Annotated in this window: 17 protein-coding genes; 11 read left to right on the forward strand and 6 right to left on the reverse strand. The window is 65.3% G+C overall.

Annotated elements, in window-relative coordinates; all coding sequences use genetic code 11:
* Window positions 1-13: 13 nt before the first annotated feature.
* The 3 genes from ACT53M_RS15425 (at window position 14) to ACT53M_RS15435 (ending at window position 4108) form a co-directional block, all read left to right on the forward strand.
* Window positions 14-352, forward strand: a complete 339-nt coding sequence (locus ACT53M_RS15425) for a P-II family nitrogen regulator (protein ID WP_476229430.1) — start codon at window positions 14-16, stop codon at window positions 350-352.
* Window positions 353-445: 93 nt separating this feature from the next.
* A complete protein-coding gene (glnA, locus tag ACT53M_RS15430; protein ID WP_476229431.1) occupies window positions 446-1858 on the forward strand; it encodes a type I glutamate--ammonia ligase in 1413 nt (470 codons plus the stop codon).
* A 222-nt stretch (window positions 1859-2080) separates the two neighbouring features.
* Window positions 2081-4108 (forward strand): M13 family metallopeptidase, encoded by a 2028-nt coding sequence (locus tag ACT53M_RS15435; protein ID WP_476234458.1) that lies wholly within the window; start codon window positions 2081-2083, stop codon window positions 4106-4108.
* A 10-nt stretch (window positions 4109-4118) separates the two neighbouring features.
* Here ACT53M_RS15435 and ACT53M_RS15440 read toward each other — a convergent pair whose 3' ends face one another.
* Both ACT53M_RS15440 and ACT53M_RS15445 read right to left on the reverse strand, forming a co-directional pair.
* On the reverse strand, window positions 4119-4748 hold the full coding sequence (locus ACT53M_RS15440; protein WP_476234460.1) for a class I SAM-dependent methyltransferase: 630 nt from the start codon (window positions 4746-4748) through the stop codon (window positions 4119-4121).
* Complete coding sequence (locus ACT53M_RS15445; RefSeq protein ID WP_476234462.1) at window positions 4745-5362, reverse strand: S24 family peptidase; 618 nt, start codon at window positions 5360-5362, stop codon at window positions 4745-4747. Before ACT53M_RS15445 ends, ACT53M_RS15440 begins: the two co-directional genes overlap by 4 nt.
* Before the next feature lie 89 nt (window positions 5363-5451).
* Between ACT53M_RS15445 and ACT53M_RS15450 the strand changes: the two genes are divergently transcribed.
* Together ACT53M_RS15450 and ACT53M_RS15455 are read left to right on the forward strand one after the other, a co-directional pair.
* Window positions 5452-5634 (forward strand): hypothetical protein, encoded by a 183-nt coding sequence (locus tag ACT53M_RS15450; protein ID WP_476234463.1) that lies wholly within the window; start codon window positions 5452-5454, stop codon window positions 5632-5634.
* Window positions 5631-5945 carry a hypothetical protein gene (locus ACT53M_RS15455; RefSeq protein ID WP_476234464.1) on the forward strand — a complete coding sequence of 105 codons (315 nt, stop codon included), beginning with the start codon at window positions 5631-5633 and terminating at the stop codon, window positions 5943-5945. The genes ACT53M_RS15450 and ACT53M_RS15455 overlap by 4 nt, the downstream gene beginning before the upstream one ends.
* A gap of 8 nt (window positions 5946-5953) precedes the next feature.
* On the opposite strand, the gene ACT53M_RS15460 is transcribed toward ACT53M_RS15455, so the two are convergent.
* Complete coding sequence (locus ACT53M_RS15460) at window positions 5954-6961, reverse strand: hypothetical protein (RefSeq protein WP_476234466.1); 1008 nt, start codon at window positions 6959-6961, stop codon at window positions 5954-5956.
* Window positions 6958-8199: a TIGR04063 family PEP-CTERM/XrtA system glycosyltransferase gene (locus ACT53M_RS15465; RefSeq protein WP_476234468.1), complete on the reverse strand. Its 1242-nt coding sequence runs from the start codon at window positions 8197-8199 to the stop codon at window positions 6958-6960. Before ACT53M_RS15465 ends, ACT53M_RS15460 begins: the two co-directional genes overlap by 4 nt.
* An 84-nt stretch (window positions 8200-8283) precedes the next feature.
* On the opposite strand from ACT53M_RS15465, the gene ACT53M_RS15470 reads away from it, so the two are divergent.
* The 3 genes from ACT53M_RS15470 to ACT53M_RS15480 are packed head-to-tail and all read left to right on the forward strand — an operon-like array spanning window position 8284 to window position 10875.
* The gene (locus ACT53M_RS15470; protein WP_476234469.1) at window positions 8284-8436 is read left to right on the forward strand and encodes a hypothetical protein; all 153 of its coding nucleotides are present in this window, start codon (window positions 8284-8286) and stop codon (window positions 8434-8436) included.
* Window positions 8429-9781 carry a putative O-glycosylation ligase, exosortase A system-associated gene (locus ACT53M_RS15475; RefSeq protein WP_476229441.1) on the forward strand — a complete coding sequence of 451 codons (1353 nt, stop codon included), beginning with the start codon at window positions 8429-8431 and terminating at the stop codon, window positions 9779-9781. The genes ACT53M_RS15470 and ACT53M_RS15475 overlap by 8 nt, the downstream gene beginning before the upstream one ends.
* Window positions 9778-10875 (forward strand): acyltransferase family protein, encoded by a 1098-nt coding sequence (locus ACT53M_RS15480; RefSeq protein WP_476234471.1) that lies wholly within the window; start codon window positions 9778-9780, stop codon window positions 10873-10875. The genes ACT53M_RS15475 and ACT53M_RS15480 overlap by 4 nt, the downstream gene beginning before the upstream one ends.
* Here the strand turns inward: ACT53M_RS15480 and ACT53M_RS15485 are convergent.
* Window positions 10826-11377: a type 1 glutamine amidotransferase domain-containing protein gene (locus ACT53M_RS15485; protein WP_476234473.1), complete on the reverse strand. Its 552-nt coding sequence runs from the start codon at window positions 11375-11377 to the stop codon at window positions 10826-10828. The two genes, ACT53M_RS15480 and ACT53M_RS15485, sit on opposite strands and share 50 nt — an antisense overlap.
* A 115-nt stretch (window positions 11378-11492) precedes the next feature.
* Here ACT53M_RS15485 and ACT53M_RS15490 point away from each other — a divergent pair, with 115 nt between their 5' ends.
* The gene (locus tag ACT53M_RS15490; RefSeq protein WP_476234475.1) at window positions 11493-12509 is read left to right on the forward strand and encodes a DNA topoisomerase IB; all 1017 of its coding nucleotides are present in this window, start codon (window positions 11493-11495) and stop codon (window positions 12507-12509) included.
* Between the two features lie 10 nt (window positions 12510-12519).
* Window positions 12520-13710: a mechanosensitive ion channel family protein gene (locus ACT53M_RS15495; RefSeq protein ID WP_476234476.1), complete on the forward strand. Its 1191-nt coding sequence runs from the start codon at window positions 12520-12522 to the stop codon at window positions 13708-13710.
* Window positions 13711-13763: 53 nt separating this feature from the next.
* Here ACT53M_RS15495 and ACT53M_RS15500 read toward each other — a convergent pair whose 3' ends face one another.
* Complete coding sequence (locus ACT53M_RS15500) at window positions 13764-14531, reverse strand: glycosyltransferase family 2 protein (protein WP_476234477.1); 768 nt, start codon at window positions 14529-14531, stop codon at window positions 13764-13766.
* A gap of 295 nt (window positions 14532-14826) precedes the next feature.
* Here ACT53M_RS15500 and ACT53M_RS15505 point away from each other — a divergent pair, with 295 nt between their 5' ends.
* Window positions 14827-15819 carry a glycosyltransferase family 2 protein gene (locus tag ACT53M_RS15505; RefSeq protein WP_476234479.1) on the forward strand — a complete coding sequence of 331 codons (993 nt, stop codon included), beginning with the start codon at window positions 14827-14829 and terminating at the stop codon, window positions 15817-15819.
* Window positions 15820-15862: the final 43 nt, after the last annotated feature.

Below are 15862 nucleotides of genomic sequence, written 5' to 3' on the forward strand. Positions count from 1 at the left end.
CCAGGGGGAAGACGTGAAAAAGATCGAAGCGATCATCAAGCCGTTCAAACTCGACGAAGTGAAGGAAGCGCTGCACGAGGTCGGGGTTTCCGGGATCACCGTCACCGAAGCCAAGGGGTTCGGCCGCCAGAAGGGCCATACCGAACTGTATCGCGGTGCCGAATATGTCGTTGATTTCCTGCCGAAGGTGAAGCTGGAGGTCGTCGTGGAAGACGGCCTGGCCGAGCGTGTGGTCGAGGCGATTGCCGGCGCGGCCCAGACCGGGCGGATCGGCGACGGCAAGATATTCGTGATTCCGGTCGAAACCGCACTGCGTATCCGCACCGGCGAGCGGAACGAAAACGCTATTTGACGCGGCGCAGCAAGCGCAGGATTGTGCACCCGCAAAAGTAATTTAATTTCCCGATTCGTCGGGCGGACGAAAGAGAGCGAAAGGGCGAATACGATGGCGAATACGGCCAGTGACATCCTGAAGATGGTGAAGGACCAGGAGATCGAGTGGATCGACCTGCGCTTCACCGATCCCAAGGGCAAGTGGCAGCACCTGACCATGGTGGCCTCGGTGATCGGCGAGGACGAGCTGACCGACGGCCTGATGTTCGACGGTTCGTCGATCGAAGGCTGGAAGGCGATCAACGAGTCCGACATGATCCTGAAGCCGGATCTGGACGCGGTGTGGGTCGATCCGTTTTCGGCCACCCCGATGCTGATCCTGGTGTGCGACATCGTCGAACCGTCGACCGGCGAACTCTATGCCCGTGACCCGCGCTCGACCGCGAAGCGCGCCGAATCGTACCTGAAGACCACCGGAATCGGCGACACCATCTATGTCGGCCCGGAAGCCGAATTCTTCATGTTCGACGACGTCCGCTTCGAGAACAGCTACTCGACCAGCTACTACGCCATCGACGACATCGAACTGCCGGGCAATTCGGGCAAGGAATATGAAGCCGGCAACCTGGGCCATCGCCCGCGCGCCAAGGGCGGTTACTTCCCCGTCGCGCCGGTCGACTCGGCCGTCGACATCCGCGGCGAGATGGTTTCGACCATGCTCGAAATGGGCCTGCCCTGCGACAAGCACCACCACGAAGTCGCCGCAGCACAGCATGAGCTGGGCCTGACCTTCGGCACGCTGGTGACCACTGCCGACCGCATGCAGATCTACAAGTATGTCGTGCACCAGGTCGCGCAGGCCTATGGCAAGACCGCGACCTTCATGCCGAAGCCGATCAAGGAAGATAACGGCTCGGGCATGCACACCCACATGTCGATCTGGGAAAAGGGCAATCCGCTGTTCGCCGGCAACGGCTATGCGGGCCTCAGCGACACCTGCCTCTACTTCATCGGCGGCGTGATCAAGCATGCCAAGGCGCTGAACGCCTTCACCAACCCGACCACCAACAGCTACAAGCGTCTGGTGCCGGGCTATGAAGCACCGGTGCTGCTCGCCTATTCGAGCCGCAACCGCTCGGCTTCGTGCCGCATTCCGTACGGCGCGGGCAGCAAGGCGAAGCGCGTCGAATTCCGCTTCCCGGACGCGCTGGCCAACCCGTACCTCGCCTATGCCGCGCTGCTGATGGCCGGCCTGGACGGCATTCAGAACAAGATCCACCCGGGCGACCCGATGGACAAGAACCTGTACGATCTGCCCCCGGCCGAACTGGCCCAGGTGCCGACCGTGTGCGGTTCGCTCCGCGAGGCACTGGACAGCCTGGAAGCCGATCACGACTTCCTGCTGAAGGGCGACGTGTTCTCGAAGGACCAGATCGAGGCCTATGTCGAAATCAAGCGCGGCGAAGTCGCCCGCTGGGAAATGACGCCGAGCCCGGTCGAGTACGACATGTACTATTCGGGCTGATCCTTCCCGGATCGGTTTCAGGAAAAAGGGCGTCCGGAGCGATCCGGGCGCCTTTTTCTTTGCCCGCACGCATCCCGTACCCGCTTGCGACGCTCTGCCGTCTCCCCCTCGCCCTCACCCTTGCCTTTACGGACGCGGGAGGGGAGGAGCGCCCGCGAGACAATTGAGTCCCACCGGGCCGCGTGCTAGCCCGCTACATCACCTTCGAGGATCATCGTCTCCATGCGTATTGCGCGTCTTGCCGCCATTCTGCTCGGCACTTCCCTGCTCGCTTCCCCCGCCCTCGCCCAGACTTCCGGCCAGGCCAAATACGGCCCCTGGGGCGTCGACCTGACCACCATGGATACCAGCATCCGCCCGGGCGACGATTTCTTCGGCTATGCGCTGGGCACCTGGCTGCGCGACGCGCCGATCGCGGCAGACAAGTCGCGCGCCGGCTATAACTACGACCTGCCCGACGAAACCGAAGTCGAAGTGCGCAAGCTGATCGAGGATGCCGGCACCGCACCGGCCGATCCCGCGCTCCGCCAGATCGTCGACTATTACCGCGCTTTCATGGACGAAGCCGGAATCGAGGCGCGCGGCACGGCGCCGCTCAAGCCCTATCTCGCCCGCATCGACGCCGTGCAGGATCGCCGCGCGCTGCAGTTGCTGATGGCCGATCATGGCTATGCCAGCCCGATCGGCATCGGCATCACCGCCGACGAAAAGGATCCCACCCGCTACACCGTCGTCGCCGGCCAGGCCGGGCTGGGGCTGCCGAGCCGTGACTATTATCTGCTGCCCGGCGAGAAATATGACGCGATCCGCAAGGCCTATCGCGCTTATATCGTGAAGATCCAGCAGCTTGCCGGCATCCCGGGTGCAGAGGCCAAGGCCGACGCGATCCTGGCGCTGGAAACCGACATCGCGAAATACCACTGGACGCCCGAAGAACAGCGCGACCCGCAAAAAACCTATAATCCGATGAACCGCGCGCAGCTCGCCAAGCTGGCGCCCGAGTTCGACTGGAACGCCGTGCTCACGCATGAAGGGCTGGCGAAGATGCCGATCGTCGTGGTCGGCGAAACCACCGCCATCGCCGCCGCGGCGAAGCAGCTTGCCAGCGTGCCGCTCGACACCTGGAAGGACTGGCTGCGCTTCCGCTTCGTCAGCGACCATGCGACCTACCTGCCCAAGGCATTCGACGCGGCGCATTTCGATTTCTACTCGCACACGCTGCAGGATGTGGAGAAGCAGCCGGAACGCTGGAAGCGCGGCGTGCGGCTGGTGAACGGCGCACTGGGCGAAGCGATCGGCAAAATCTATGCGGAGCGCCACTGGGGCCCCGCCGCCGAAGCGCTGTCGAAGGAACTCGTCGAAGATCTGCGCGCCGCCTATGCGGACAAGATCAAGGGCGCAGCCTGGATGGACGAACCCACCCGCAAGCAGGCGCTGGAAAAGCTCGCCGCGTTCGACCCGCGCATCGGCCATCCCGACAAATATGTCGACTATGCTGCTATGCGGGTCAGCGCCACCGATCCGCTGGCCAACGATCTCGCTTCCGACGACTTCGAATGGAAGCTGCAGCTCTCGCGGCTCGGCAAGCCGGTCGACCGCACCTTGTGGGCGATGACGCCGCAGACGGTGAATGCCTATTACGATCCGGTGATGAACCAGGTCACCTTCCCGGCCGCACAGCTACAGCCGCCCTTCTTCGATCCGGCCGCCGATCCGGCGGTCAACTATGGCGAGACGGGCGCGACGATCGGCCATGAAATGGGCCATGGCTTCGACGACGAAGGCCGCCAGTTTGACGCGCAGGGCAGGCTGCGCGACTGGTGGACGCCGGAATCGGCCAAGCGCTACACGGCGCATGCCCAGGCGCTGGTGAAGCAGTTCGACGCCTATGAGCCGCTTCCTGGCGTCCATGTGAAGGGGCAGTTGACGCTGGGCGAGAACCTGGCCGATCTGGGCGGGATGGAAGTCGCCTATGCCGCCTATCGCCGCTATGTCGCGCGCCACGGCGAGCCCAAGGTGCTGAACGGCATGACCGGCGACCAGCGCTTCTTCCTCGCTTATGCCGCAAGCTGGCAGGGCAAGGCGCGCGAAGGATCGCTGCGGGCGCAGTTGCTGGCAGATCCGCACAGCCCGGAGCAATATCGCGTCAACGGTATCGTCCGGAACATAGACGAATGGTATGCCGCCTTTGGCGTGAAGCCGGGCGACAAGCTCTATCTGGCCCCCGAGGACCGCGTCCACGTCTGGTAAGCGCCTGCCGTCAGGGGCGATACGCAAACACACCGGCGCGCTTCGGCGCGCCGGTTTCGACCACCTCGGTTTCCGCGAGCAGCACCAGTTTCCCGGTCGGCAAGGGCGCCCGCCACGGATCGCCCAGCAGCACGGCAATTCCCGCTGCGCGGCATCGGTCGAAAAACGGCAGCACCCGCGCGGCGACTTCGGGCGCGTAAAAGACATCGCCGCCCAGCACCAGATCGACCGGCGGCGGCACCGGCATCTCGCTTAACTCCCCCTCGATCGCGGCAAAGGTGACGCCGTTCAGCGCCGCATTGAGCCGCAATGCGACCCGGGCATGGGCATCGACATCGCAGGCGATCACCACCGCCGCGCCCGCCCTGGCTGCGGCAATGCCGACCAGTCCCGATCCCGCGCCGAAATCGAGCACCCGGCGCCCTGCCACGCATTCGGGATGCGCCTGAATATAGTGCGCCAGCGCCAGTCCGCCGGCCCACCACCACGCCCAATAGGGTGCCGGCCCCTCCTCCCCCGCCAGCCGCGCGATGCCGCTTGCCGGGCCAGCCTTATGGATGCGCACCTCGGCCAGCCCCGGCACCGCCGCCACCGGCAGATGGGCGCGGATGAACGCGGCAGTAGCTGCTTCGTCGATCAAAGCGCGCGTCCCAGCCAGGCGACACGGCCGATCACTTCGGCGGCGCCGGCGCGTGCGAACCGCACCGGATAGGCAGGATTGTCGCTGACGATCTCGATTCCCCCCACTGCGGCCCGCACCCGTTTTACCAGCAATTCGCCGTCCACCCGGAGTACGAAGATGCCGCGCGGATCGATCCGCCGCTGGTCCAGGTCGACGAGGATTTCGTCGCCATCGTCCAGCGTCGGCGCCATCGAATCGCCTGCCACGCGGATCATCGAGGCCGCTTCGGGCCGCACCCCCAATTGCCGCAGCAGCGCGGGCGGGAAGGCAAAGGGCTGCCGCGCCGCCTCACGGTCCGACAAGCCGCCGGCCCCCGCCGATGCCCCCAGATCGAGCCGGGGCACCGCCACCAGCCCGGCCGGCGCGGGGCCACCGAGCTGCGCCTCCGCAACGCCCAGATAGGCGGCCAGACGCGCCCGGTCGCGCTCTGCCAGTTCGCGGGGCGATCCGCGCGTCAGATATTGCTGCAGATAGGCGGGGTTGCGCCCGAGCACGCGCGACAGCTCCGAAAGGCTGAGTCCCCTCGCCTCAACAAGGGCCGCCAGAGCGGCGCGCTGCGCGTCTGCATCCATTCCTGTCCTTTACCATAGGATTTTTCCTAGACAAGTAGGAAATGAGAACAAATCATGATCACACAAACGCGAATCACTGGAGGAAACCGATGTCGGTACATCGCGAAATCGAGAAATTCTTGCGGCGGAGCCAAATGCCGGCCAGCCGTTTCGGCCGTCTGGCGGCAGGCGATCCGCGGCTGGTGCACGATCTGCGCGACGGGCGTGAGCCGGGTCCGCGCCTGACTGCCCGGCTGCGCGCCTTTCTGGCCGAACAGGAGCCGCGCGCATGAGCCGCGGCCCCGATATCGGCACGTTGCTGGGCCGCGCGCTCTGCGCTTCGGCGACCGCCGCCGGCTGCACGATCTCGATCGACACCGCGCGTTGGGAGCGCTGGGCCAGCGCAACCTTCACCGGCGCGCGGCATCATCTTTCCCTGGCCGGCGCACCCTCCCCGGACCTGATCCGCTGGATGGCCGAACTGGCGGAAACCGAGCTGCCGCTGCGCGGGCATCTGGTCGCCGATGTGAAGCTGGCAGGGGTGACCAATGCCGGCGAACGCCTGCGCGCCGAGGTGGAAGTGCTGACGGTGGAGGCGCGGTGAGCTGGCGCTCAGGCCTGACGGGCGAGATTGCGCAAGGTCACCAGCGCATCCTCCAGGCGATGATCGCCACTTTTGCGGCCCCGCGCCGCCCGTTCGGCCTGGACCTGGTTGCGGCGGACGACACCGCGCTCGAGCCGTTCGAGCAAGGCATGGACCGACGCCTCGGTCTCGGGCCGGGCGATCGGTTCAACCGGCTCGGGCGCGGGGGCCGGAGCGGCGGTTTCGGGGACAGGGTCGTGCTTGGTCATAGGAATGGGCGCCGGCGTGGGGAGTTCGAAGGTTTCGAACCGCTCATGCGGCTCGAAGATGGCAGCAGGCGCCGGGCGACGGCGCACAAAGGGCAGCGGCGACGGCATCGGCACGGCCGGAATCGCCTGCGGGTCAAAAGCGGCCAGCGGCTGATCAAGGTCCGCCGGCAGCGCGCGTTCGGCAAGCGTGGGCGGCGGTACGATTGCGGCCTGCGGGATTGGCTGAGGGGTAGGCTCCGGCACTGGCTCGGGCACTACCGGGATGGGGTCGGCCGGCAGCGGCTCAGCGCCGCGCAGCGGGATCGGCGCCGCTTCGCTCTCGGCGACGGCAGCAGCGCTCGGCCGCAGCGGCAGGCCTTCGATCGGCTCGACCTCCTCGGCAAAGGGGGCACCCAGATCGCGCGTGGCGAGCAAGGGCGGGCGCGGCGGCGCATCGGGATGGGCATCGGCGCGGCGCAGCACCGGTGCGCGCACGGCCTGCGGATCGGCGGGTGCCGCCTTTGCGCGCGGCTTGCCCAGCGTCAAATCGGCGGACCCGAACAGGATGAAGGCGGAAATCCAGGCGAAAACAGCGGCCAACCCGCCAATGCCCAGTGCCAGCAGGGCACGCGCGGTAAGCCCCAGCGGCGGTTCGGCAGCAGACATGATTGCCGGCAACCCGCTGTCCACCACCAGGTTTTCCAGCACCGGCACGGGCAGCGCCGCGATGCCGAAAGCGACAACGGCACCGACCAGGGCAGCAATGGCAGGGGCAATAGGCAGTTTCATACACTCACCGGTGGCGGGTCCGACCACGAGTCTTTCATACCCGATGCTATCGCAAACTTTTGGTAAACAGATTCATACCGATTTACGTTTACCATCCAGTTGCACTCGTTTTCGACATACGCGCGCGCCCGTTCGCGGCGAGCATCCCAGTCCCCACGCGCCGCGAACAGCGCGGCAACTGATTCGGCCAGCGCAGCTGGATCGTCGGGCGCGAACAGCGTGCCGGTATCGCCGTCGCGAATCAGCTCGCGGTGGCCGCCCACATCCGATGCCGCAACCAGCCGGCGCTGTGCCATGGCCTCCAGCGGCTTCAGCGGCGTCACCAGATCGGTCAGCCGCATCTTCCGGCGCGGATAAACCAGCACGTCGATCAGGCTGTAATAGCGCTCGACTGCGTCATGCGGCACGCGGCCGATAAAGTGGATGCGGTCCGCCACCGGGGATGCAGCCGCCTGCGCCCGCCAAGCCGCCTCGGCCGGGCCGCCGCCGACCAGCAGCAGATGCATCGCCGGCCGCGCCGCGACGAGCGCCGGCATCGCCGCGATCAATATGTCGAGGCCTTCATAGTCGTAGAAGCTGCCGATAAAGCCGATCGTCTCCGCCCCCGCTACGCCCAGCTCGGCGGCAAGCGTCGCGTCATGGGGGACGGGCGCGCCGAACAGGTTCATGTCGACGCCGTTGGGCGAGACGAGGATCTTCGCCGGATCGATCCCGCGCGCCACCAGGTCGCGGCGCAGCCCTTCGCAGATCACCGCCACGCCATCGGCCTGGCGCACCGCCCGCGTCTCCAGCGCCTTGGTGACGCGGTAGCGCAGGCTGCCTTCGCGGCCCGTGCCGTTGCCGACGGCGGCGTCTTCCCAGAAGGCGCGGATCTCATAGAGCAATGGCACGCCGGTCCAGCGCCGCACGCGCAGCGCCGCCATTGCGTCGAGTACGGGCGAATGCGCGTGGAGCACATCGGGCCGCCACGCTTCCACCACCGCGCGGATGCGCCGGGCGAAGTGATCAATCTCACGCCATTCGAGTAGGCCGGGCAGCCGGCCCTGCACGGGCGGGGTGCGAAAGAAGCGCAGCCCGTCGACGGTTTCCTCCTCGGCCGGCGCGTCGCCGTGGCGCGGGCCGGTAACCGCCGCCACCTCCCAGCCGCGGGCGATTTCCGCCTTCAGAATTGCCCGCGTACGGAATGCATAGCCGCTGTGGAGCGGCAGCCCATGGTCCAGGATATGGAGGATGCGCATACAGCCTCCTTACGCGCCGATGGCTTAACGCCGCGTCAACCGCACCGCGCTAGACCCGTCCCCGGAAGGAGCGCCGGCCGGGCCATGATCGACAATCTATCGCTGGCGCTCACCCATGGGCTGATGCTGCTCGCCGCCTTTCTGCTGCTGCGCCGCCCCGACCTCGATCGCGAACCCGGCCCCGACGAGCAAAAGCCCGCGCCCAAGAAGCAACGCTGGGGCAAGCCCGGTGCGTGACTATGCCTTCATCCTGTTTCTGTTGGCGTTTTTCGGCATGGGTTTTCGCAGGCCGTTCCTGTTCGTGCTCGTCTATGCCTATATCGACATCGTCTCGCCCCAGCGGCTGACCTATTTGCTGCTCAATTCGCTGCCGATCTCGATGATCGCGGTGGCGCTGGCGGTCGGCGGCTGGGCGGCGCTCGACGACAAGCGCGACCTGCGCGTGGCCCCCCGCCAGGTGATGATCGTCGCATTGCTCGCCTATTGCTGGTTCACCACCAGCCACGCGGACTTCCCGCTGGAAGCAAAGGACAAATGGGACTGGGTGTGGAAGGCACTCGCCTTCGCCGCGTTCCTGCCGCTGACCCTGCGCACCAAGCTGCGGATCGAGGCTTTGCTGCTCTTCATGGTGCTGTCGGCCAGCTCGATCATCATCGTCGGCGGGATCAAGACCATCTTTTCGGGCGGCGGCTATGGCGAGCTGAACCTGATGGTCGACAATAATTCGGGTCTGTACGAGGGCAGCACGATTTCCACCGTGGCGATCGCGATCATCCCGCTGATCCTGTGGTTCACGCGCTTCGGCACGATCTTCCGGCCCGACTGGCGCGTGCGGGCCTTTGCCTATCCGCTGATCTTCGCCTGCCTGCTGATCCCGGTCGGCACCTCGACGCGCACCGGGCTGCTTTGCATCGGCCTGCTGGCGATGCTGATGCTGCGCGATACGAAGCGCAAGTTCGTCTATATCGGCGGCATCGTCGCGCTGGGGCTGATCGCGGTGCCCTTCCTGCCCGCCGCCTTCACCGAGCGCATGGGAACGATCAAGACCTATCAGGGCGATGCCTCTGCCTCCACCCGGCTGGCGGTGTGGCAATGGACGATGGACTATGCCCATGACCATCCGATGGGCGGCGGATTCGAAGCCTATCGCCAGAACCAGATCCGCTACGAAAAGGTATCCGCAGTCAGCGACGGCAGCGGCGGCACGCGCATCGAACGCACGCTGGAGGTGGACAAGGCCCGCGCCTATCACAGCGCTTACTTCGAAATGCTGGGCGAACAGGGCTATCCCGGCCTGGCGCTGTGGCTGCTCATCAACATCGCCGGGCTGGTGCGCATGGAGGTGCTGCGCCGCCGCTATGCGCACCCCGCGCCGGACGAGGCCTGGATGGGCGCGCTCGCCTCTGCGCTGCAGAATGCGCATATCGTCTATCTACTCGGCGCCGCGTTCATCGCGATTGCCTTCCAGCCCTTCATCTACATGCTGGTCGGCGCGCAGATCGGCCTCGACATCTATTCGGGGCGCCGGCGCGCGGCACAAAGCTGGCGACCGTTGCGGGCGCCGCGGGCAGCGGCCGCATGACCGCGCGGGCCGAACTGCGCGCGCTCACCGCGGCGCGCGGGCTGGCGGCATGGTTCGTCGTGCTGTTTCACCTGCGGCGATCGATCGCCGGCCTGCCGCCGGAGGTGCTGGCCTTCCTGGCGAAGGGCTATCTCGCCGTCGATTTCTTCTTCCTCCTCTCCGGCTTCGTCATTGCGCTCAGTTATGGCGAGCGGTTGCGCGAGGGACGCTGGGCGGCGGTGCCAATGTTCTTCCAGCGCCGGATCGCGCGCATCTGGCCGCTGCACGTCACCATGCTGAGCTTCGCGCTGCTGCTCGCGACGGCACTCTGGGCGACGGGCCGGGACGCTGCAGCCTTTCCGCTCGAGCAACTGCCTGCCCATCTGCTGCTGGTGCAAAATTGGGGCCGGGCCGATCCGCTCCGCTGGAACGATCCGGCCTGGTCCATCTCCTGCGAGCTCGCCGCCTATCTGTTCTTTCCGCTGCTGACCATGGCGGTGGACTGGCGCCGCCTGCCCTGGCCCGCAGTGGTGGCGGCGATTGCCGGTCTGCTGGTGCTGCTCCATCTCGCCTTTGCCGCGCGCGGTTATTGGCAGCTCGGGCAGGATATTGCCGGCATGGGCGTGCTGCGCTGCCTGATCGAATTCACGAGCGGCACCGCCATCTTCGCGCTGTGGCAGCGCTGGCGGGATCGATGGCACCTGCCCGCCGCACTCGCGGCGCTGACCGCTGCGATGCTGCTGGCGGGCTGGACCGCCGGCGCCTTGCCCGAAACCCTTGCCGTGCCGGCGATGCTCGCCGCGCTGCTGCTGGCACTGGCGCTGAGCGCGGGGAAACGCGGCAACCCGCTGGAGGCCGCGCCGCTCCATTATCTGGGCGAGATCAGCTACGCGACCTATCTCGGCCATTTTCTCGTCTGGTATGCGTTCAAGCTGGCCGTCGTGCGAACCGCGCAGATCGGCTGGCCGCTGGTCGCGCTGTACCTGCTGCTCGTCGCCGCCGCGTCGGTGGCGCTCTACCACGGCGTAGAGCGCCCCGCGCAGCGGTGGTTCAACCGGCTGCGGTTCAGGCCGGCGCGCTCACTTCCTCCAGCGCGGCAATCACCGCGCGGTTGAAGGCGGGAATGTCGCCCGGCTTGCGGCTGGTGATCAGATTGCGATCGGTCACTACTTCCTCGTCCACCACATCGGCGCCGGCATTGGCCAGATCGGTGCGGATCGAAGGCCAGCTCGTCAGCCGCCGCCCCGCCACCACATCGGCTTCGGCCAACAGCCACGGCGCATGGCAGATCGCCGCGACCAGCCGCCCGCCATCCATAAAGCTGCGGGCGATTTCCACCGCGCGGGGGTTCATCCGCAGCTTGTCGGGATTGCCGACGCCGCCCGGCAGCAACAGCGCGTCATACTCTTCGATCTCGACCTGTTCGACGGTGATGTCGGGGGTGATGCTCTTGCCCTTCTCTCCACCGCTTTCTCCGATAATCGGATCGGTCTTTAGCGAGGCGAGCGTCACCTGCGCACCGGCGTCGAGCAACGCCTGACGGGGCTCGAACAGCTCCGATTCCTCGAAGCCGTCGGTTGCGAGCATCAGCACGCGGGCATTTTCCAGCTGGGCCATGGGGCAATCCTTTCCGATTTTGGAATATACGCCGCCAACCCCCGCGCGCGCCCGCTTGTTCCGGAACGAAAGCGCCAGGCGGCGCATTTCCCCGCCACCGCTGCAAGGAAGTGCGATGGACAGCCCCGACATCGTCTATGTCGATGATCATGAACCCGGAATCACCCGGCGGAAGATGCGCCACGGCTGGGGCTATTTCGATGCCGCGGGTGCTCGCATCACCGACCGGGAAGAGATCGACCGCATGAACGCGATCGGCCTGCCCCCCGCCTATACCAATGCCTGGTTCTGCCCCGATCCCGCCGGCCATATCCAGGCGACGGGCTATGACGCCAAGGGCCGCAAGCAATATCGCTATCACACCGGATTTCGCGAGGTGCAGGAAGCGGCGAAATATGATCGGTGCGCCGCGTTCGGCGACGCGCTGCCGCGGTTGCGCCGTCGGGTCGAGGCAGACCTGCAGTTGCGCGGACTGTGCAAGACAAAAGCCGTGGCGGCGGTGGTCCGCCTGCTCGATCTAGGGACGATCCGCATCGGCAATGAAGCCTATGCACAGGCGAACAAGAGTTTCGGCGCCACCACGCTGCGCAAGCGCCACGCCACGGTGCGTGGAAGCGCGCTGAAGCTGCAGTTCCGCGCCAAATCCGGCAAGCTCAGGGTGATGACCATCACCGACCGGTCGCTCAGCCGCTTCGTCAAGCGATGCCAGGATCTGCCCGGCCAGCATCTGTTCCGCTGGGTCGACGATGCAGGCGAGGCGCACCCGGTCGCATCGGGCGACGTCAATGCCTATATCCGCGCGGCAATGGGCGGCGACTTCACCGCCAAGCACTTCCGCACCTGGGGCGCGAGCGCCATTGCCTTCCGCACGCTGGCGGAAGCGCCCGGCCCCGTCGGGCTCAAGGCGCTGCTTGCACCTGTCACCGAGGCATTGGGCAACACGCCGGCCATCGCCCGCAAATCCTATGTCCATCCGCGCCTGATCGAGCTGGCGCGCGACCGCGATGCGCAGACTGCGTTTCATGCCGGCTTGCGTCTGCCGCGCACGACGCGGTACCTCGACCGGTACGAACGCGGACTCATCGCCTTTCTGGAAAGCGATCCGGCCGCGCTACCAGCCCAGGCAGCCTGAACCGGACCTCATGCTCAACGTCACCAAAGCATCGCCTACCCATCTCGAACGCCAGCTCGCCGGATTTTTCGGGGTCGCGCCCGAATGGATCACCGAGCATTGGCCCAGCATCCTAATCGCGGCCGCCATCGCAGCCGGGATCATGCTGGTGCTCCATACGCTGCGCTCCTGGGGAATGCGGCTGTGCCAGCGCAGCGATACGGGCAGCACCAACTGGTACACCATCTTCGGCCGCACCATTGCGCGGACCGGCAATTTCTTCATCGTCATGCTCGCGATCCGGCTGGTGGTGAACTACGCCCAGACCCCGGCGCTGCTCGACAAGACGGTGACCTTCCTGTTCACCGTCGCCAGCGCGTTTCAGGCGGCCGTGTGGGTACGCGAAGTGCTGTTCGGCCTCATCGAGCACCGCACGCGCGGCGACAATGCCAGCGAGAGCCTGTCGAGCGCGATCCATATTATCCGGCTGCTGATTTCGATCGCCCTCTTTGCGGTCGCGCTGGTGATGGTGCTCAGCAATGTGGGCGTGAACGTGACCGGCCTCATCGCCGGCCTTGGCGTCGGCGGCATCGCCATCGGTCTGGCCGCGCAGGGCATTTTCGGCGACCTCATTGCAGCGCTGTCGATCCTGTTCGACCGGCCGTTCCGCGTCGGCGACAATATCAAGTTCGACCAGACCAGCGGCACGGTCGAAGGTATCGGGCTGAAATCCACCCGCATCCGCGCGTTCGACGGCGAGTTGCACATCATCTCGAACCGCCAGCTGCTCGACAAGGAAATCCAGAACCTCACCGACCGGCACCGCATCCGCCTGCCGTTCAAGATCGGTGTGGCCTATGAAACGGCGCCCGACCTGCTCGATCGCCTGCCCGCGATACTGCAGGAAATCGTCGAGGCGAACGGCGCGACCGCAGTGCGCAACGGCTTTTCGGGCTTCGGCGCCAGCGCGCTCGACTATGAGCTGATCGCCGAGGTGAGCACCGCCGACTGGAACGTCGCCCACCCGACGCGCGACCGCATCGTCACCGGCATCCTGCGCCGCTTTGCCGAGGAGGGGATCACGATCCCCTACCCCACCCAGACGACCTTTACCGCAGCCCCCTCGGGCAAGCTTATCATGCCCTATCCCGAGGTGCAGCCAGTAGTTCGGGTAGAGCCCGGTCAGCCCGCTTCTTCGGGCGAATCGAGAACCGGAACCTGACGGAACGAGCGCTCGAATTTATCTATTCGGACAAGGCAGCTTGCCTGGTTCCGTCAGCGAAGGGAGGCAGCGCGTTCGGGGCGGACCCGTCCGAGGCACAGGTCGCGTATCGCAGTCCAGTTGCCGACAGCGCGCCCCCGTCGATCGACCCAAGGTTCCGGGCGAAACATCCGGACGTGGTTTGCGATCAGATTGCGGCTCATCAGCGTCACGGCCTTTTGCAGGTCCATGGTGCCCTTCCGATAAAGATACAGCGGATTGGCGATCTGCGAGTAGCCGAGCTTACGCCCGCTCGTTCGCCCGCGCTTGGTACCCATATGAACGCCCGCGAAGCCATCGGTCATACCGATTGGTCGGCCGGACGCGACCCGTGCGGAAAAATCCCAGTCCTCCTGCCATCCATAAAGCGGCAAGCGCTCGTCGAAACGATGATGCCGTATGTCCGCCCAGCGAAATGCCATGTTGCATCCATAAAGCCCTCCAGCCGGGCGGAATGCGAAACTTGGCTGGGCCGCTTCGCGCTCATACGCGCCGATCATTGCAGTGGCAGCTTCCAGGTCGATTCCGGAGGTATGGATGCCATCTGCAATCAAGTGGCCGCTCAGCCCAACTGCGTCTGGAATGGCGGCGAACGACGCAGAAATCCCGGCCAGGCATCCCGCTGTTGGTACATAGTCGTCATCGAAAAAGGCAATGATGGTTGGCTGTGACTCAATGGCGTTCAAGGCCGCGTTACGCTGGGCGCAAGATCCTTTTAGCGCAACGATAATCCGCAGTCCGATTTCGGCACGATCTTGCGCGCCAGGCGGCAGATCCTCCACGGAGGGGACTGACCAGATCATCTCCACAGGTGGCAGACTTTGGCGTGCAACGTGGTCGACCCAACGGCCCAGTTCTAAGGGACGGCCGGCGCTGGCAACGATGATCGCGATCTTGTCTTTTTCGTTAGCTTGCAGAACCGTCGGCCTTCCATTCCAATATTTGCATGACAACCAAGCACTTGATTGACGTCAAAACTGACTGAAAGCGGCGTCTCATCAGCTTTAGCCGGTACAGTTTTAGCCTCGTCGAGCGTCAGCCAGGCGGCTATAGCAGCGCGGGCGGGAGATAACATCGGTGTCGTCGAATATGCTCGTGAGTATAATCATCGCGAATTACAATTACGCGAAATATTTGCCGCGGGCGATCGACAGCGCGCTGGCCCAGGAAGGCGCCCGCACGGAAGTCATCGTGGTCGATGACGGATCCACCGATGATTCGCGTACGATCATAGAATCCTATGGCGACGCGATCGTTGCCCTGTTCCAGGCCAACGCCGGACAGCGCGCTGCAAATAACGCCGGTTTTTTGGCATCTTCCGGCGAAATCGTCATTTTCCTCGACGCGGACGACGTACTGGAACCCGCAATGGCGCGCGAGGTGGCCGCCGCTTGGCAACCGGGCGCGAGCAAGGTGCAGGTGCTGATGGCCAAAGTGGATGAACATGAACGGTCACTCGGCCGCATTCTTCCAGTCATACACCGCAATCTCACCCCCCTAAATATTCGCAAATGGCTGCTGCAGGGGGGAGAATATCCATCACCTCCCGGATCAGGAAACGCCTATTCGCGTACATATCTCGATGAAATATTTCCGATCGGACCGGAACGAGACAATTTTACCGACAGCACCTGCATAGCAGCAGCACCTTTGCTCGGAGATGTCATTACTGTGCCGAAACCCCTGGTGCGCTACCGCATCCACGGTGCGAACGACAGCAATATGGGTGCCACAGCCAACGTCTTCGGGCGCGAAGTGCAACGGGCGATCCGGCGGTGGGAGGTCATCCGCGATGTGTGCGCCGTCCGGGGCCTGCCCGCGCCGGACAGGTCGATGCTGTTTCGCGGCAAACATCTGCTGCAACTACGCGCCGCTTCCCTGCGGATGGCGCCGGAGCGCCATCCGCTGACCGGAGATAGCAGGATGCGCGTCCTCTATGATGCGCTGGCAGCCTTCTTTCGCGCAGACTTCGAGCCGATCACGCGGCGAACGATGATCACATGCTGGTCGGTTGCGACCGCGCTGGCGCCAATGCCGCTGGCTAAATGGCTTGTTCGCAAGCGCTTTTAACCTGCCCTCAAGGCCGTCAAGCAAGCTCATCATGCCCTACCCC

Source organism: Sphingomonas sp. DMC6 (assembly GCF_056314225.1).